Source organism: Chelativorans alearensis (assembly GCF_010993735.1).
GTDB lineage: Bacteria > Pseudomonadota > Alphaproteobacteria > Rhizobiales > Rhizobiaceae > Chelativorans > Chelativorans alearense.
In genome coordinates, this window is the sequence record NZ_WQNI01000019.1 from 73,865 (window position 1) to 89,839 (window position 15,975).

Genomic DNA, 15,975 nt, shown 5'->3' on the forward strand with positions numbered 1-15,975 from the left:
GCGGTGCGGCGGACAAGCCTTGGCCATTGGGGCGCTTTCGAAGCGACCGTCGAGAATGGCCGTCTCGTTGCCGCGCAGCCCTGGGCCGATGGCGGCGCCAATCCGCAGATGATCGGCGCCTGGCCCGAACTCGTCTATTCCGAAAGCCGTATCGACCGCCCCTATGTGCGCAAGAGCTTCCTCCAGCGTCGCGAAGGTGCCGGCGGCGAGGGGCGCGGCCTCGAAGAGATGGTTCCGGTCGACTGGGATACCGCGCTTTCTTTGGTCGCCGGGCAGCTTCAGCGGGTTTATGCGGAGCACGGTGCGGCTTCGGTGTTCGGCGGGTCCTACGGCTGGTCCAGTGCCGGTCGCTTCCACCATGCGCGCACGCAGGTAAGGCGCTTCCTGGCTGCCACCGGCGGTTTCACCGATCAGGTGGGAAACTACAGTTGGGGGGCCGCGCACGCCATCCTGCCGCATGTCCTGGGCGATGCCGAGGCTGTTTCAAGCGCGGCTACGAGTTGGGAAACGATCGCGCAAGAAAGCGATGTCGTCGTCGCCTTCGGCGGCCTCAATCCGAAGAACTGGCGCGTGACCTCCGGTGGGGCCGGCAATCACCACATGCCCCGCTTCATCGCCAAGGCGCGACGCCGCGGCGTGAAATTCATCGTCGTCTCGCCCCTTGCCAGTGATTGTCCGGAAGGCGTCGATGCCGCGTGGATCGCGCCGCGGCCGAATACCGATACCGCCATAATGCTGGCGCTTGCCCACCAGGCGCTTCTGGAGGGGCGGGCCGATCTGGCCTTCCTCGAACGATATACGCAGGGGCACGAAGCATTCCTCGCTTATATCCGGGGAGCCGACGACGGTACGCCGAAGACCATCGCCTGGGCGTCTCGCATTTCCGGCGTCGAGGAGGCGGCGCTTCTGACGCTCTGGCAAGCCATCCGGCAGGGGCGGGTGATGCTCACCGCCTCGTGGTCGCTGCAGCGCGCCGATCACGGCGAGCAGCCGTTCTGGGCCTTGATCGCGCTTGCGGCGATGCTCGGACAGATCGGCCTGCCCGGCGGCGGGTTCTGTTTCGGCTACGGGTCGCTCAACGGTGTCGGCGCATCGGCGCGCCGCGGCTACGTGCCGGCGATGGAGGTCTTGTCGAACCCCGTAGACAGCTCCGTTCCCGTTGCCTCTTTCGTCGAGGCTTTCCTCAATCCCGGCAAGGAAATCGCCTTCAACGGCCGGAACGTCGTTTTTCCCGATGTCCGGCTGGTCTATTGGGCGGGCGGCAATCCCTTCCACCACGCGCAGGACCTTTTCAAACTGGAAGCTGCCTGGCGCCGTCCGGAGACGGTCATCGTCCACGAACCATGGTGGACACCCACCGCGCGGCGTGCCGATATCGTCCTGCCCGCCACCACCAGCGCGGAGCGCAACGACATCGGCGGTTCCTCGCGCGATCCCTTCGTTTTCGCCATGCCGAAGCTCATCGAACCGGTAGGGGAGGCAAGAGACGATTTCCTGATCTTCCGCGACCTCGCAGACCGGCTCGGCCGCCAAACGGTCTTCGATGAGGGGCTCGATGAGAACGGATGGCTGCGCCGGCTCTGGAGCAAGACCGAGGCGCGCGGTGAAAGGGAGGGGATCGAGGTGCCCTCCTTCGATGCCTTCTGGGATGCCGGTTTCTGGGCAGTGCCCGAGCCCGAAGCGCCCGAGGTGCTTTTTGACGCTTTCCGGCGCGATCCGGACGCCAATCCTCTGAAGACGCCATCCGGGCGCATCGAACTCTTTTCCCGGACGATTGCGGGTTTTGGCTATGCAGACTGTCCGCCACATCCTGCATGGCTCGAGCCGCAAGAGTGGCTTGGAGTTGCGCAGGATGGCGAACTGCATCTGGTAACGAACCAGCCTGAAAAGCGGCTGCACAGCCAGCTTTATCAGACGCGGAGGAAGAACGCGCCTGAGACGGTCGAGATCAACGGGCGGGATGCGGATGCACGCGGGATCCGCGAGGGCGATCTGGTGCGGCTGTGGAACGACAGAGGAGCCTGCCTGGCCGTTGCGCATCTCGGCGGGCACGTCGGTCCTGGCGTTCTCGTCATGCCGACGGGGGCCTGGTTCGAGCCGGACCGACAGCACGATTGGCTGGAGAGCAATGGCAACCCGAATGTCCTGACGGCGGACCGGAGGACGTCGGCGCTCGGCCAGGCCTGCGCGGCACTGAGCGCACTGGTGAGGGTCGAGCCGTACCGGCCGGCCGTGCGATGACAAACGGGAGCTGACCGAATGGATCTGGGTATAGGCGATCGCAGGGCGCTTCTGACAGGCGCCAGCAAGGGCATTGGCAAAGCTTGCGCAATGGCGCTGGCGCGGGAGGGCGTTGCCGTCACCATCGTTGCACGCACGGAAGCGACGCTTCTTGCGACCGCGGAGGAGATACGTGCGGCGACCGGAAGTGAGGTGACACCGGTCGTGGCGGATGTGACGACGCCGACCGGGCGCATGGCCGCGCTTGCCGCATGCCCTGAGCCGGACATACTGCTCAACAATGCCGGTGGCTGTCCGCCCGGCGATTTCCGCAATTGGGGAAGGGACGATTGGATCGCCGCGATCGACCTCATGATGCTGCCGCCCATCGAAATGATGAAGGCGACGGTGGACGGGATGATGGCGCGCGGCTTCGGGCGCATCGTCAACATCGTCTCGCGCAGCGTCAAGATCGCCCAGCCGGAACTCGGCCTGTCGAACGGCGCGCGCTCCGGCCTCGTCGGGTTCACGGCAGGCCTTGCGCGCCAGACCGTGGCGAAGAACGTGACGATCAACAACCTGTTGCCTGGCATCTTCGACAGCGACGCCCAGCGCGAACACATTCGGGGCATGCTCGAGGAGACAGGCAAGAGTTTTGATGACATCTGGCAGGAGCGCGCGCGCTCCAATCCCGCCGGCCGCTATGGGGGGACGGAAGAGATAGGCGCCTATTTCGCCTTTCTCTGCAGCGCGTATGCGGGCTACATCACCGGTCAAAACCTGCTGATCGACGGCGGCAGTTACCCGGGCACCTACTAGGCAAGGCTTCAGCGTCTATGAGAGTTCTGGTCATCGGCGCCGGGATCGTGGGTGTGACCACGGCCTGGTATCTGACGAAGCAGGGTCACGAGGTGACCGTCGTCGAGCGCTGCTCCGGCCCCGCGATGGAGACAAGCTTCGCTAATGCCGGCGGCGTTTGCCCTGGCTTTGTGGGCCCTTGGGCGGCACCGGGGATGCCCTTGAAGGCGCTCAAGTGGATGTTCAAGGAAAGCGCGCCGTTGAAGTTCCGGCCGCGGCTCGATGTGCGCCAGTGGTCTTGGATGTTCCGTTTCCTTCTGAACTGCACGGCGGCGCGTTTCGCCGAAAACAAAGCGCGCATGCAGCTCATGGCCCATTACAGCAAGACCTGTCTCGTCGCGCTGCGGGAGGAGACGGGTATTGCCTATGACAATGCCGCCAATGGCGTCCTGCAGATTTTCGCCACACAGGAGGAGATGGAAGGAGGCGCCCGCGCGGCCGCGGTCCTGGAGCGGCTTGGCATCGCGCATCGCCTCGTCGGCAGGGAAGACGTCAATGCCATCGAACCCGCGCTGAAGACGAGCGCTGCCGAGATCCGTGGCGGACTGCACCTGCCTAATGACGAGACCGGAGACTGCCAGCTTTTCTGCGTTCGGCTTGCGGAGCTCCTTACGGCGCGCGGTTGCGGTTTTCGCTATGGCACTGGCGTCCTGCGGCTCGATCATGCCGCGGGCAGGATTGAAAAGGCCGTCACAACGGCAGGCGACATCAAGGCGGATGCCTATGTTGTCGCCTGTGGCCCATTTGCGCCAGCCCTGCTGCGCACGGTCGGCATCCGGATGCCGGTCTATCCGGTCAAGGGGTATTCGATCACCTGCGAGATCACCGCGCCGGATCAAGCGCCGCAATCCTCGGTGATGGACGAGCACTCCAAGGTGATGATCACGCGGCTCGGAAATCGGCTTCGGGCAGCCGGTGTGGCGGAAATCGCCGGATTCGATCGCAACCTCCGCGAAACTGCGCTCGCGGATATTCGCGAGCGGGCACGGGCGCTTTTCCCCGACGCGGCCGACTATGCGCGAAGCAGCGTCTGGTGCGGTTTCAGGCCGATGACGCCCGACGGCCCGGCCCGCGTCGGGGCAACGGAATTCGGTAATCTCTTCGTCAATGCCGGCCACGGCTCGAATGGCTGGACGCAGGCTTGCGGCACATCCAGCTATCTGGCTGCAATGATCTCAGGACGCCGTCCGGAGATCGATTACTAGGCTATGCGGCCGGATGCGTCACAGTGGGCCTGTTCCTATCCGCCGATCACTCCTGTTATAAGTTGACATAATATATCATCTTTAATAGCAATTTCGCCAGGCAGCCGTGTCTTTGCCGGGCAAGCGACCCAGAACAATCAATTTGCCTTGGTCGCAAGGGGCGCGCCGTGTCTTTTCCTTCGTTGTTCCGTTCGCTCAACTTCGCTCTGATGGCTACGAGCGCGCTGTCCTGGCCAGCATCGCAAGCTGTTGCGCAGGAGACGCCGACGGTTCTTGAACGGCTGGAGGTCGAGGCAGAAAGCGACGATATCCTCGTCCAGGACGGCTATGTCGCTAAGGAAGACAGGATCGGCACCAAGGTCGACACGCCGATTTCCGAGATACCGCAAGCGATCTCGGTAGTGACGCAGGACCAGATCGAGGATCAGAAGCCGCGCACGCTAAACGAAACGCTCGGCTACACCGCGAGCACCAATCCCAACAGCTTCGGCTTCGACAGCCGCTACGATGCCTTTTACCTGCGCGGCTTCCCGGCCTACTACAACGGCCTATTCCGGGACGGCTTGCGCCAGTACAACGGCCCGTCCGCCTGGTTCAAGACCGAGCCTTACGGCATCGAGGGTCTCACGGTGCTCAAGGGCCCCGCTTCCTCGCTCTACGGCGTCAGCGGCCCTGGCGGCATAGTCAACCTGGTGACCAAACGGCCGAAGGACGAGCAGTTCCGCGAAATCGAGTTCCTTGGCGGCACGCACGACCGTTATCAGACAGCCTTCGACCTGTCCGGTCCGGCCAACGAAGAGGGGACCATCCTCTACCGCCTGACCGGCCTCGGCCGGCTCTCCGACACCGAGCTTGCGGGCTATCCGGACGACAAGTTTTACCTCGCACCGGCCATAACGTTGAAGCCCGATGAGGACACGAAGCTGACGGTGCTCGGCGAGATCTCCCGCGCGGTTATCGGCGGGACGGCGTTCTTTTACAATCCCGCCTATGGCGAGGTGTCCAACATCTACGAAGGCGATCCGGCCTGGAACGATTTCACCGGGCTTCAAGGCCGTATCGGCTACGAGTTCGAGCATCGCTTCAACGACCTGCTCGCCGTTCGCCAGAACCTGCGCTTCAACACCGTCGATGCCGATCTGGAATATAGCGGCCACTATCCGACCGGCCCCGACGTACTTGCCCGCTACTGGGGCCACTACAAGGAGGACATGAAGAACTTCGTCGTGGACAACATGGCGCAGTTCGAGTTCGATACCGGATCGGTGAGCCATGTCGCGGTCGCGGGCCTCGACTACGGCTGGTCGGATTACGAAGCCTATAACGGCGTTTCCTACACCTCGGTAGACGATATCGCCGCCATGCCGCTTGCCTTCTCGGGCAGCCAGACGATGCACCAGGTCGGTCTCTACCTGCACGACCAGATGCAGTGGAACGGCTTCACACTTTTTGCCAGCGGCCGCTACGACTGGGTCGAAAGCCGCAGCACCGACTACCAGCTTATGGAAACCGAGCAGAGCGACAAAGAATTCTCCGGCAGGCTCGGCCTGTCCTACCGCACGGAATGGGGCATCATCCCCTATGCGAACTACTCGACCTCGTTCTCGCCGAACCTGGGTCTCGTCTATGACAGCGCGACCGATGAGAGGCGGGTGGCGCGGCCGACCAAGGGCGAGCAGGTGGAAGTCGGCGTCAAGTACGAGATACCCGACTACAACGCGGTGCTCGGCGCGGCATATTTCAACATCGACCAGACGGATGGTGTGGTCTATGACGGCACCTTCGACGAAGGGGGCAATCAGCGCCAACGACAGCTGGACCTCAACGCCCAAGGGCTCGAGTTGGAGGCGACCGCCTCTTTCGACAACGGCTTAAGCCTTATCGCTTCCTACACCTACATGCGCATGAAGATCGAGCGGGGCGCCGCGGGAACGGAGGGCAACGAACTCTCCTCCACCCCCAACCATATCCTGTCGCTGTGGGCGCATTACACGTTTCGGGACGGTCCGGCGGCGGGCCTCGGTCTGGGCGCCGGCGTGCGCTATGTCGGCGAGAGCTACGGCGACGACCTGAACTCGTTCAAGAACGAGGATCGCGTCTTCGTCGACGCGGCACTCTCCTATGACTTCGGTGCGAACAACCCGAAGCTCGAGGGGCTGATGCTGCAGGTCAACGCCAAGAACCTGTTCGACGAGCGCAAGCCCATCTGCACGGCGGGCAACTGCTACTGGGATGAAGGCCGGTCGATCTTCGGCAGCCTGCGTTACCGGTTCTGAGAGGATAACTGCGAATGGGCCGGCCACTCATTCGCCTGCCTGCCGGCGGGCGGTGGCTATGTCAGGCTCGTGGCCGGGAATACCGGGGTGGGCCGGTGGCCCCTCCGCCCCGCTGATGGCGAGCGCGAAGGCGTCGAGAACTGCCGGATGGATCGCTGTGTCCCTCGCCGCCTCGACCGCCTCGGCGGGGGCGCCAGCCAAGCCCTTGTTTACGTGCACCACGGACCAAGACAAGGCAGATCAGATGGATTACAGGTGTGATGTCGGTGTGCCACGGATCCCAGCGACGGCTGGTGCAATCAACGAGACGGTGCGAATGATGATCTCTTCGACTGATTCCACGCTCAGCCCCCGCCGTACGCAAGATGGCACGGTTCCAAACACGCGTTCTGATCGAAATTGACAAACTGCGTGTTGCCGTCGGCTCCCGCGAGCGTGCTTTCAGGGGAGACGCCAACGCATAAATTCTTGCGGAAGAGTCTGCGCTACGTGGAGAAGAGAAACACGTCGTCTCGCACGACTGAATCGGAATACTCGACTGGTGTGCCTTCACCGTCAGTGACGAGCCTTTGGATACGAAGCAGAGGTGCCCCTTCGTCAACCTTGAGATCCGCTGCTTCGCGGCCGGTAGCGGCAATGACGAACACATGCTGGGAAGCTAGAATGAGCGTGTCTGTGTGGTGCGCGCGCACCAGTTCGTAGAGAGAGCGGGTGTGCAACGAATGCATTGGCAATCTGGCGGCGATTGTGTTGGGGATGATCGAGACCTGCCGTATGACCGGCCGGCCCTCCAGGATGCGCACGCGGCAGACTTTCGAGACGGGTTCCGAAAGGGAAAGCCCGAGCACGTGTGCTTCCGTCAGCCTGGCAGGTATTTCCTCGATCGAGAGAAGCCGTGTGGCCGGTAGGAAGCCTGCTTCGCGTGCGGCGGAAGGAAAGTCCGTCAAACGCTGCCTGTCTGGCCGAATGGCTCGGCGCTCAATAAGTGTCCGCCGCCCCTGGCCTTTCGATACGATGCCCTCCTTTTGGATCATCGCAAGAGCCTGACGGATCGTCTTGCGGCTGACCGAGAAATGCGCCGCAAGGTCGGATTCGGAGGGAAGTGCGTCCCCCTTTTTCCAAAAGCCGTTGGAGAGTTCCGCAGCCATTGCCTGCGCGACGCGCATATAGGCTGAACCGGCATTTCCCGCGGTCATTGCGCCTTTCGTCCAACGTTGCGCACAAGAACCGCGGCGATGATGATGAGGCCGGTGAAGATGTCCTGGAGGTAGTTGGGAACGCCGAGGATGGTGAGGCCGTTGGCGACAACGGCGATGATCGCCGCGCCCAGCAACGTGCCCGCCGCGTTGGGCTGGCCGTCGCGAAAAGCCGTCATGCCGAGAAAAACGGCGGCATAGGCTTGAAGCAGAAAGCCATTGCCGCCGGTCGGATGCGCGCTGCCAAGCCGTGCGGTGAGCAGGAGGCCGGCGACGGCGGCAAGCAATGTACACAGGCCAAACGCATAGACGCTGCTCGGCACGATGGGCACGCCGGTGAGCCGTGCAGCCTCGCGGTTGCCGCCGATGGCCTGCATGCGCCGCCCGAGTTCGGTATAGTCGAGGATCAGTGCTGCGAAGATCGTGGCGCCGAGCGCCCAGAGCGTCAGCACCGGCACGGCGGCAAGATAGCCCCGGCCCATGTCCCTGAATGCATCGGGAATGTTGCCGAAGAGGGTGGCGCCGTCGCTGATCCAGAAAGTAATGCCGCCGACGATCGTGCCCATGGCAAGCGTCATGATGAAGCTCGGCATGCGCCAGGTCGCCACCAGAAAACCGCTGATGCAGCCGACAGCGAAGCCCGCCGCAAGCGTGGCAATGATGGTCGGAACGATGCCCCAGCCGGCGCCGAACAAGCTGACGGAGACGATGCCGGCCATCGACACCACCGCACCCACCGAAAGGTCGAACTCCGACAGCGACATCACGAAGGTCGCCCCCAGTGCCACAATGGCCAAAAGCGACATCTGCTGGGTTATGTTGATGAGATTGGAGCTCTTGGCGAACGCCTCCGGTGACAGCACCGAAAACAGGGCGACGATAGCGGCAAGGCCGAACAGCGTTCCGTAGCGGGCGGAAAAATTCACAGGTGTACCTCTCCGGCTAATCGGCTTTCTGGAGATCGCCGTGATCGGGCGCATGGAAGGTCGCATCGAGAACCGATTGCCGGGTGACGGCATCGTTCGGCGCATCGAGCGTGATACGACCGTGCGCCATCACCAGCACGCGGCCCGCCAGCATCAGCAACTCCTCTATGTCGCTCGTCACGAACAGGACAGCACCGCCGCTTTCAGCAAATCGACGGCACATTGCATGAATCTCCGCCTTCGAGCGCACGTCGACGCCGCGTGTCGGCTCGTCGAGCAGAAGAAGCCCCGCTTCATCGCCGAACCAGCGGCCGATCATGATCTTTTGCTGATTGCCTCCCGAGAGCGTGGAAACACGGTCGGAGAGCTTTCCATATTTTACATTGCGGTCGGCAAGAAGCTTGCGGACACCGCGGCGTGCGGCACGCCAGGAAAGTACCGGCAGTTTTGATATTGCGCGATATAGCGACAGGCGCGGCAGCATCGCGTTGTCCAGTACCGAATGGTGCATGACGAGGCCGCAATTGCGCCGGTCTTCGGGAACATAGGCCACACCTGCGGCTATCCGGTCTGCAATACCGGAACAGGGCAGCACCTTTCCGTTGATCTTGATTTCGCCGCGCGCAAGCGAATTGGCGCCCCAGATGGAGGCAAGGAGGCTCGACCGCCCGCTGCCGACGACGCCGTAAAGACCGACGATCTCTCCTTGCGCCACCGTGAGCGCGAGTGGCGGACGGAAAGATGCCGGTGTGAAGCCTGAAAGTTCAAGCAGGGGCGCGCCGATCTTGCCCGGCACAGCGGCCCGTTCGTGCTTCAATTCCTCACCGGCCATCAGGGCCACGATCTGGTCACGCGTCGTGTCTTTCAGATGTCCCTCGCCCACCGTTCGGCCGTTGCGCAGCACCGTGTAGTCGTCGGCCACGGCGAATATCTCGTCGAGCCTGTGCGAGACGAAGATGACGGCGCAGCCATGGTCGGCAAGCCGACGGACGACCCCGCGCAATATCTCGGCTTCGCCTTCGCTGAGTGAGGCCGTGGGCTCGTCGAGTACCAGGATCCGCGCTTCGTCCATGAGCGAACGCAGGATCTCGACGATCTGGCACTTGGCCGTCGATAGCTGGCCGACCGCTATGTCGATGTCGAGGTCCAGCCCGTGCCGGTCGCGCACGGCGGCAAAGCGCGCTCGCATCTCGCGCCACCCGACAAGACCGAATCTGCGCGGATAGCGACGCCCGACGAAGGCATTCTCGTAAGCCGTGAAGCCGGGTACGAGGTTGAGTTCCTGGTGCACGAAACGCAGGCCCGAACCTTCCGCAGCATGCGGGTCGGCGGGTGCATAGGCGCGGCCGGCGATCCGCATCGTGCCGCCGTCGGGCCGATGAACACTCGAAAGGCATTTCAACAGCGTGGATTTGCCGGCGCCGTTTTCTCCAAGAAGCGCATGAACACGCCCGGCGGCGACACGCATCTGCACGCCGTCAAGCGCCATGACGCCGCCGAACCGTTTCGTGAGCCCGTCAATCTGGAGCATCGCGATGGCGGCTATTCGCAATCGGCGCCAAGGCTTTCGCGGTCGACGACCATGGCATCGACGAATATTTCCTTGCCGCTAGGCTGGCCGCCGTCGAACACCGCGCCGATCTCCTCTACCGCCGCCCGCGCAATGCCTGCGAAGTCCTGGCGCACGGTCGCGACCAGATTGGTGCATTGACCGATCAGGTCGACCGCCTGCGGATTGCCGTCGATGCCGGCGATCACGATGTCGGAATCGGGCATGTCGCTCTGCAGCGCCAGAAGCGCGCCGATGGCGGGTTCGTCCCAGGCGGCCCACACGCCGTCGATCTCCTCGCCGTGCTGGCGGATAAAGGTCTCCATGGCCTGGCGCGCATTATCGATCGGGCCCGGCACCTGTACATAATGCTCGGCGATCACCTTGATATTCGAGTTCTCCTCAAGCGCCTTGTCCAACGCGAGTTCGCGCTGGCGCACACCGGGATGCGCAGAGTGGAAGAACTTGACGATGTTGCCCTCGCCGCCGAGTGCCTCGAACAGGTAATCCGACAAGATCGTGCCGAGAGCGAAATTGTCGGTAGTGATGTTGGCGCTGACACCGTCGGCCAGAGCGCCGTCGAGCGCGAAAACGGGAATGCCCTTTTCGGCCGCCGCGGCCACCTGGTCGCCCACCTGGTTGGGATCGACGCTGACCAGAACGATGGCGTCGACGCCGGCGTTCGTCACGTCCTCGATGCGGCTGGCAAGCTGTTGAAAATCGCCGCGCGTATCCACGACATTCACGCTCCAGCCCTTGGCCTCGGAATTGCCTGTGAACGTCTCCACCATGTCGTTGGTGGCAACGGAGCTTAGATAGGGTGTGAGTACCGCGACTTCTTCCGCCCAAGCGCCGGTTACCGCGCCCACTCCAGCAAGCGCCGTCAGCATTGACAGTATCCGTTTCATTTTACCCTCCTTTATTTGGTTCCCGGTCTTTCTCAGCCCTGGCTCAGCCATCCGGCCTGCTTGCGCGCGAAATCCGATGCGGCCAGATAGGTCCGATACCTTCCGTCTGCGCGGTCCGCCCGCTCGGGGCGCGGTGCAATTATTTTGTTGGCGCGCGCGAGCGCACTGTTATCGACCATAATCCCCGTCTTAGGCGCCACTATCCGCAGTACGCCGAGCGCCGTCATCTCCAGGCTATCGTCTGGAATGGAGATCTCTTGCTTCAGCGCATCGGCGAGCATCTGCTGCTGCAATGGGTTACGTGCGGCGCCGCCGATGACCGTCAGCGGCGACGGCGGCAGGCCGGCGTATTCCAGATTATGTCGGACGGCAAAGGCGACGCCTTCCATCACGGCGTAGGCCAGCGCGCCGCTGTCGTGAACGCGGTCGAGACCAAGAAAGGCACCACGCACGCGCTGGTCTTCAAACGGGGCGCGCTCGCCCGATAAATAGGGGAGGAAAAGGGAGGTGGGCGGCGTGTTATCGGCCGGCTGCGCCTCGGCAAGCAAGGCGCCGACCGGTTTTCCTGTCAGTTCGGCCAACCAGTCCATGGCCGCACCCGCCGTCAGAAATGGCGAGATGATGATGGCGTGACCCGGTCGGACAGGGTCCGCGAGCGTATAGATCGTCCGGGGCGGGGCTGCCTGAGACATCGGCAGGGTGGCTGCCACCCAGCCGGTAGTGCCGAGATAGGCATAGGCCGAGCCGGGCCGATCGGCAAAGGCGCCCCAAGTGGCAGCGGCGGCGTCGCCGGTACCATTATAGACGGGTATGCCTGCAGGCAGCCCAAGTTCATTTGCGGGCTCGGGCAGGATCGGCCCGACGACAGCGTCGGCCGGCAATATCTCCGGCAAGACCTCCGCGCCCTGGTCAGCGCATCTCAAAAGCTCACTATCCCAACCGCGCGTGGCCATGTTCATCAGGCCGGTCGTGGAGGCTGTCGTAGGGTCGGTGACAGCGCGTCCTGTCAATCTGAAGGTGACGGCGTCTTTGGCGCCAAAGGCCCAATACACGTCCTTTCCCAGGGCGCTATCCGGAAGGAAGCGGTCGAGACACATCAGCTTCAGGATGGTATGTGCTGGATCGAGGTGGTTTCCGGTGCGCTGCCCATAATCGTCGGGAAGTTGCTCTGAAAGCATGGCGACGGTCGCTTCATCGAGTCGCCGGTCCGAATAGAGCACCGCGTGTCCGAGCGGCAGGCCGTCGGCCGAAAGTGGGATCAGGTTCTGCATGGAGCCGGTAAAGGCTATGGCCGCGACGGCATCCTTGCTCTCGATATCAACGAGCGCCGCCTTCAGCGCGGACCACCATTCTTCGGGGTGCTGTTCCTTAGACCGGTCGGCGCCCGATCGCGTCTGGATCGGGTGCGCGTTCACCGCGCGGATAGTCCCGCCCTCCCCGAACACGACAGCCTTCAAGGCTGACGAGCCTATGTCGATGACCAAAAGATTCTGGTTCAACCCCGTTCCCATACGAACGCTATGATCCCCTCCCGGCGTTCATCGTGCGCGCAATCGCGCTGTGAGACGCTTCGTGTTCTTGTATCGCGCGTTAACCGTGGAGAGCATGCCGCCGGCGGTGGCTTGTCAAGGACAGTCCCACGGTGCTGCGCGATATGCTTCCCAAGAGGGACAAAGTCTTCTCGATTCGGACAAGCTATGGCCGCAGGTATTTGCCGTACCGCGCCGGGCTAGCGCCGGAATAGCACCGGAAGGCGGCAGCGAAACGCCCGGCATTGGCATAGCCAACGCGAGACGCGATATCGCCCACCAGCAGGCCGCTGTGTGCCAGAAGCATGCATGCGTGCTCCATGCGGCGCACGGTCAGATACTCATGCGGCGACACCCCGACGAAGCGTCGCATGCCGGTCGTCAATGTGCGCTGCGACACGCCGAGCCGTGCCGCCAGCGCGCCGATCGTCATTCCAAGCATGGATGGATCGTCGAGCATCGCCTTGAAACGGCGCACATAGTGCGGCAGCGGACCGCTGACGGTGGCGCTCGCCGTTTCGACCGCCGTGCAGGGTATGTGCTCGAAGACCGTTTCAAGCACGGCGTTGACTAGCGGCGTGGGTGACGGCGCGGCATGTGCGGGCGAGGATAACTCCATCTGCTCGGCGACCATCAGGCCGATAAGCCTGGCGATCCGCCGGCCGGCAGGTGCGTCGAGATCGATCTCCGGGGCGAAGATCGGCGTGCAGCGAAGCGGCTTGCCGACATAGCGCCGGTAGGCGCGCTCCACGAAACCGCGCTCCAGGCGCAACATGATCTGTGTTGTGTCGGCGTGCCAGTTGGAACGCACGTAGGAGCCGGGCGACAGGATGAGGCCGCTTCCCCTCCGCGAGGAGACGCGCTGATTGCCGTACAAGACGTCAGCCCCACCTTTTAAGGGGAATTCGAGCATGTAGAAGGTGTCGAACATGCCGGCTTCCACGACGACGTCGGGTCCGTAGCGCAGAAGATTGAGCGAAGTGCCTTCGCCAGTGATGACGTGGTGGCGGAAGTCCAGTGCCGTCTCGCCCTGTGGCATCGTCAGGCTGTGTGGGCGGTAGCGCGCCGAAATCGCGGCTACGGCCTCGGCAACGTGAGAAGTGCGCAATCCCGGCACCTGGCTGAGCCGGTTCGAGGCATCGATGAGATCGGGCACCGTCATCATAGCAGAATAGGCAGGCGAAAAATCCCTGTCCACCGCGCAGAACGAATGCGGGGAGAAGGAACAAGTTGGCCGATGATCGCAAATTCAGGAAACGTGCAGTCCCTTTGGATTCAAGGCCTTTGGATTTTTGGATTCTCCCCTTTGCCTTGTTTGACTTGTTACCTTCGGGCCTGCGCATGATTGCGGTGTTCCACAAAGAGGGCAACGGCCATGACCGCGCAGACCAGACCCAACTCGTTCCGGACGGGTCCAGACGAAGGTGGGATGTTCGGGATCTTCGGCGGCCGCTTTGTCGCCGAGACGCTGATGCCTTTGATCCTGGATCTTGAGGCGCACTGGGCGGCGGCCAGGAACGACCCGGCGTTTGCGGGCGAGCTGGCGCATCTTGGCACGCACTACACGGGCCGGCCCTCGCCGCTCTATTTCGCTGAACGGCTGACCGCGCATCTGGGCGGGGCCAAGGTCTACTTCAAGCGCGACGAGCTGAACCACACGGGCTCGCACAAGATCAACAATTGCCTGGGCCAGATCCTCTTGGCGCAGCGCATGGGCAAGAGGCGCATCATCGCCGAGACGGGGGCGGGTCAGCACGGCGTGGCGACGGCCACGGTGGCCGCCCGCTTCGGCCTGCCCTGCGTCGTCTATATGGGCGCCACCGATGTCGAGCGGCAGGCGCCCAACGTCTTCCGCATGAAGCTTCTGGGGGCCGAGGTGAAGCCGGTGTCGGCCGGCCACGGCACGCTGAAGGACGCCATGAACGAGGCGCTGCGCGACTGGGTGACCAATGTCGAGGACACCTATTACCTGATCGGCACGGCGGCCGGCCCGCACCCCTATCCGGAGATGGTGCGCGACTTCCAGTCGGTGATCGGCACGGAAGTGAAGGAGCAGATCGTGCAGGCCGAGGGGCGGCTGCCGGACCTGCTGGTGGCGGCGGTCGGCGGCGGCTCCAACGCCATCGGCCTGTTCCACCCCTTCCTCGACGACAAGGAGGTAGCCCTCGTCGGCGTGGAAGCCGGCGGCAGGGGGCTTGCCGGCGACGAGCACTGCGCCTCGCTGACGGCCGGCCGGCCCGGCGTGCTGCACGGCAACCGCACCTACCTGCTGCAGACCGCGGACGGGCAGATCAAGGACGGGCACTCCATCTCCGCCGGGCTCGACTATCCCGGCATCGGCCCGGAGCATGCGTGGCTGAAGGAGTCCGGCCGCGTCGACTACGTGCCCATCATGGACCACGAGGCGCTGGAGGCCTTCCAGCTTCTGACGAGGCTCGAGGGCATCATCCCGGCGCTGGAGCCGTCCCACGCGCTGGCCGAGGTCGTCAAGCGCGCGCCGACCATGGCACGCGACAAGATCATCGTCATGAACCTGTGCGGGCGCGGCGACAAGGACGTCTTCTCCGTCGCCAGGCATCTCGACATGGATATCTGACACCAACGGCCATGACGCTGCATTTCGTCGACATATGGGTCAATTGCCCCGACCGGGAGACGGCGGGAAGAATAGCCGATGCCTGCATCGAAAAGCGGCTGGTCGCCTGCGCCAGCATCTTCGCGGCCGTCGAAAGCCGCTATCGCTGGCGGGGGGCGGTGGAGACGGCGCAAGAGGTGCCGCTGCTCTTGAAGACGCGCGCCGAGCATTTCGAGGCCGTGTGCGCGACCGTGCGCCCGCTGCACCCCTACGACACACCGTCCATCGTGGCGACGGCGATCGGCGACATCGATCAGCGCTATGCCGACTGGCTGCGCAAGGAAACAAGGGAGCCGGCATGACCGCCACGCGCATCGACACGCTTTTCGCCAAGCTCAGGCAGGAGAACCGGCCGGCGCTGGTGACCTATTTCATGGGCGGCGACCCGGACTACGCGACCGCGCTGTCGATCATGAAGGCGCTGCCGAAGGCCGGCGCCGACATCATCGAGCTCGGCATGCCGTTCTCCGACCCCATGGCCGACGGCCCGGCCATCCAGGCGGCGGGCCTGCGGGCCCTGAAGGGCGGACAAACGCTGGCCAGGACGCTGCAGATGGCCAAGAGCTTCCGCCAGGAGGACGACCACACGCCGATCGTCATGATGGGCTACTACAACCCCATCTACATCTACGGCGTCGACCGCTTCCTCAAGGATGCGGTGGAAGCCGGCATC

The 15,975-nt window shown here is 63.5% G+C and carries 14 protein-coding genes; 7 read left to right on the top strand and 7 right to left on the bottom strand.

The annotated features are described in order from the left end of the window. The first annotated feature begins 3 nt into the window (after positions 1-3). From GPJ75_RS24075 to GPJ75_RS24090, 4 genes are all read left to right on the top strand, one after another. A complete protein-coding gene (locus GPJ75_RS24075) occupies positions 4-2,241 on the top strand; it encodes a molybdopterin-dependent oxidoreductase (protein WP_246249246.1) in 2,238 nt (745 codons plus the stop codon). Between the two features lie 18 nt (positions 2,242-2,259). Beyond that, positions 2,260-3,039, top strand: a complete 780-nt coding sequence (locus GPJ75_RS24080; protein ID WP_163272174.1) for an SDR family oxidoreductase — start codon at positions 2,260-2,262, stop codon at positions 3,037-3,039. Beyond that, positions 2,964-4,283 carry a D-amino acid dehydrogenase gene (locus GPJ75_RS24085; protein WP_343036377.1) on the top strand — a complete coding sequence of 440 codons (1,320 nt, stop codon included), beginning with the start codon at positions 2,964-2,966 and terminating at the stop codon, positions 4,281-4,283. Before GPJ75_RS24080 ends, GPJ75_RS24085 begins: the two co-directional genes overlap by 76 nt. A gap of 167 nt (positions 4,284-4,450) precedes the next feature. Next, complete coding sequence (locus tag GPJ75_RS24090) at positions 4,451-6,559, top strand: TonB-dependent siderophore receptor (RefSeq protein WP_163272178.1); 2,109 nt, start codon at positions 4,451-4,453, stop codon at positions 6,557-6,559. A gap of 27 nt (positions 6,560-6,586) precedes the next feature. Here GPJ75_RS24090 and GPJ75_RS24095 read toward each other — a convergent pair whose 3' ends face one another. From GPJ75_RS24095 to GPJ75_RS24125, 7 genes are all read right to left on the bottom strand, one after another. Next, positions 6,587-6,760, bottom strand: a complete 174-nt coding sequence (locus tag GPJ75_RS24095) for a hypothetical protein (protein WP_205602631.1) — start codon at positions 6,758-6,760, stop codon at positions 6,587-6,589. Positions 6,761-7,044: 284 nt separating this feature from the next. After that, the gene (locus GPJ75_RS24100) at positions 7,045-7,755 is read right to left on the bottom strand and encodes a GntR family transcriptional regulator (RefSeq protein ID WP_163272180.1); all 711 of its coding nucleotides are present in this window, start codon (positions 7,753-7,755) and stop codon (positions 7,045-7,047) included. Further along, complete coding sequence (locus GPJ75_RS24105) at positions 7,752-8,681, bottom strand: ABC transporter permease (protein WP_163272182.1); 930 nt, start codon at positions 8,679-8,681, stop codon at positions 7,752-7,754. The genes GPJ75_RS24100 and GPJ75_RS24105 overlap by 4 nt, the downstream gene beginning before the upstream one ends. Positions 8,682-8,697: 16 nt before the next feature. Further along, positions 8,698-10,212, bottom strand: a complete 1,515-nt coding sequence (locus GPJ75_RS24110; protein ID WP_163272184.1) for a sugar ABC transporter ATP-binding protein — start codon at positions 10,210-10,212, stop codon at positions 8,698-8,700. An 11-nt stretch (positions 10,213-10,223) separates the two neighbouring features. Beyond that, positions 10,224-11,138 (bottom strand): sugar ABC transporter substrate-binding protein, encoded by a 915-nt coding sequence (locus tag GPJ75_RS24115; RefSeq protein ID WP_163272186.1) that lies wholly within the window; start codon positions 11,136-11,138, stop codon positions 10,224-10,226. A 32-nt stretch (positions 11,139-11,170) separates the two neighbouring features. After that, positions 11,171-12,649 carry a xylulokinase gene (locus GPJ75_RS24120; RefSeq protein WP_163272188.1) on the bottom strand — a complete coding sequence of 493 codons (1,479 nt, stop codon included), beginning with the start codon at positions 12,647-12,649 and terminating at the stop codon, positions 11,171-11,173. A gap of 184 nt (positions 12,650-12,833) precedes the next feature. Continuing rightward, positions 12,834-13,832, bottom strand: coding sequence for an AraC family transcriptional regulator (locus GPJ75_RS24125; RefSeq protein ID WP_246249242.1), 999 nt, complete (start codon positions 13,830-13,832; stop codon positions 12,834-12,836). Positions 13,833-14,042: 210 nt separating this feature from the next. On the opposite strand from GPJ75_RS24125, the gene trpB reads away from it, so the two are divergent. From trpB to trpA, 3 genes are all read left to right on the top strand, one after another. Continuing rightward, the gene (gene trpB, locus GPJ75_RS24130) at positions 14,043-15,263 is read left to right on the top strand and encodes a tryptophan synthase subunit beta (RefSeq protein ID WP_163272190.1); all 1,221 of its coding nucleotides are present in this window, start codon (positions 14,043-14,045) and stop codon (positions 15,261-15,263) included. An 11-nt stretch (positions 15,264-15,274) separates the two neighbouring features. Next, positions 15,275-15,604, top strand: a complete 330-nt coding sequence (gene cutA, locus GPJ75_RS24135) for a divalent-cation tolerance protein CutA (RefSeq protein WP_163272192.1) — start codon at positions 15,275-15,277, stop codon at positions 15,602-15,604. Further along, a partial coding sequence (gene trpA, locus GPJ75_RS24140) for a tryptophan synthase subunit alpha (protein ID WP_163272194.1) occupies positions 15,601-15,975 on the top strand: 375 nt, incomplete at its 3' end. The genes cutA and trpA, both read left to right, overlap by 4 nt.